This window comes from Agromyces sp. NPDC055658, from assembly GCF_053618155.1.
In genome coordinates, this window is the sequence record NZ_JBSHHD010000162.1 from 1 (window position 1) to 1,009 (window position 1,009).

Annotated in this window: 3 protein-coding genes; 1 reads left to right on the forward strand and 2 read right to left on the reverse strand. The window is 66.1% G+C overall.

From position 1 onward, the window contains the following. Window positions 1-407: hypothetical protein (locus ACWGPE_RS19350; protein ID WP_452049373.1), on the forward strand; the 407-nt coding region annotated here is incomplete at its 5' end. On the opposite strand, the gene ACWGPE_RS19355 is transcribed toward ACWGPE_RS19350, so the two are convergent. After that, a complete protein-coding gene (locus ACWGPE_RS19355) occupies window positions 404-790 on the reverse strand; it encodes an SHOCT domain-containing protein (protein WP_452049374.1) in 387 nt (128 codons plus the stop codon). The genes ACWGPE_RS19350 and ACWGPE_RS19355 overlap by 4 nt on opposite strands. Before the next feature lie 50 nt (window positions 791-840). Beyond that, window positions 841-1,009: alpha-isopropylmalate synthase regulatory domain-containing protein (locus ACWGPE_RS19360; RefSeq protein WP_452049375.1), on the reverse strand; the 169-nt coding region annotated here is incomplete at its 5' end.

Here is a 1,009-nt window from a genome sequence, read left to right on the forward strand (position 1 = left end):
GGCCCAACGGCCACATCACCCATGAAGAGCTGCGGCCGCTGAAGGTGCTGGCCTCGCGCCTGCCGTGCGAGTACGCCAACCCGGGTGTCTTCATGCCGGGACGGCCGTTGGTGCAGGGCATGCGGGTGGCGCTGTCGGCCGAGGTGGCGCGCACCCACGAGGAGCTCGTCGAGCGCATCCTGCACGCCGGGCTGGCCTACACCGACCTGGTGGACCAGCAGACCTCGTTGGTGATCTGCAACGAACCGGCACCCGACCAGGGCAAGGGCTACCAGGCCGTCGAGGTGGGGGTGCCGCTGCTCGATGACGACACCTTCATGGGCCTGCTCGCCCATGTCGTCGGTGGTGCCGACATCGAGCAGTTCTGCGACATCCCTGCCGAAAGCGATCAGTACACGCTCTTTTAGCTGAGCGCCTTTGCCTTCAGCCCGTCGAACTCGGCCTGACTGATCGTGCCGGCATCCAGCAGTGCCTTGGCGTCGGCGATCTCCTGCGCCGGGGAGCGGCCGGCTGCCTCGCGGATGTAGGCGTCGGTGTCCTGCTTGGCGGCCAGCGCGGCTGCCTGCGCGCACTCGGACATGCCCTTACCCCGGGCGATCAGGTACACGAGCGCGGTGAGCCACGGGAACACGATCAGGAAGACCACCCACACGGCCTTGACCCAGCCGGAGGTCTTGTGGTCACGCCAGAACAGGTCCGTGAGGATCTGGAACAGGACCAGCAGGTATGCGATCCAGGCGAAGATGATCAGGAAATGCCAGAGGAAATCCCATGTCGAGCCCCAGTCCATGGACCGCTCCTTGCCGTTGGCCTTCGCGTAGTGATCTACGCCAGCGTCAGCTAAGCACGCGCCGCGCGGTTGACGGCAGATACGACCGCGCGAAGTGATGCAGTTGTGATCGAAGTCGCGATACCGACGCCCCAGACGGTCCTGCCGCCGATCGACGCCTCGACGTAGGCCGCGGCCTGCGCCTCTTCGCCCGAGGACATGGCGTGCTCGGAGTAATCC

Excerpts from the sequence above, each read along its gene's own strand:
- ACWGPE_RS19355 (WP_452049374.1), bottom strand. The coding sequence starts at position 790 with ATGGACTGGGGCTCGACATGGGATTTCCTCTGGCATTTCCTGATCATC.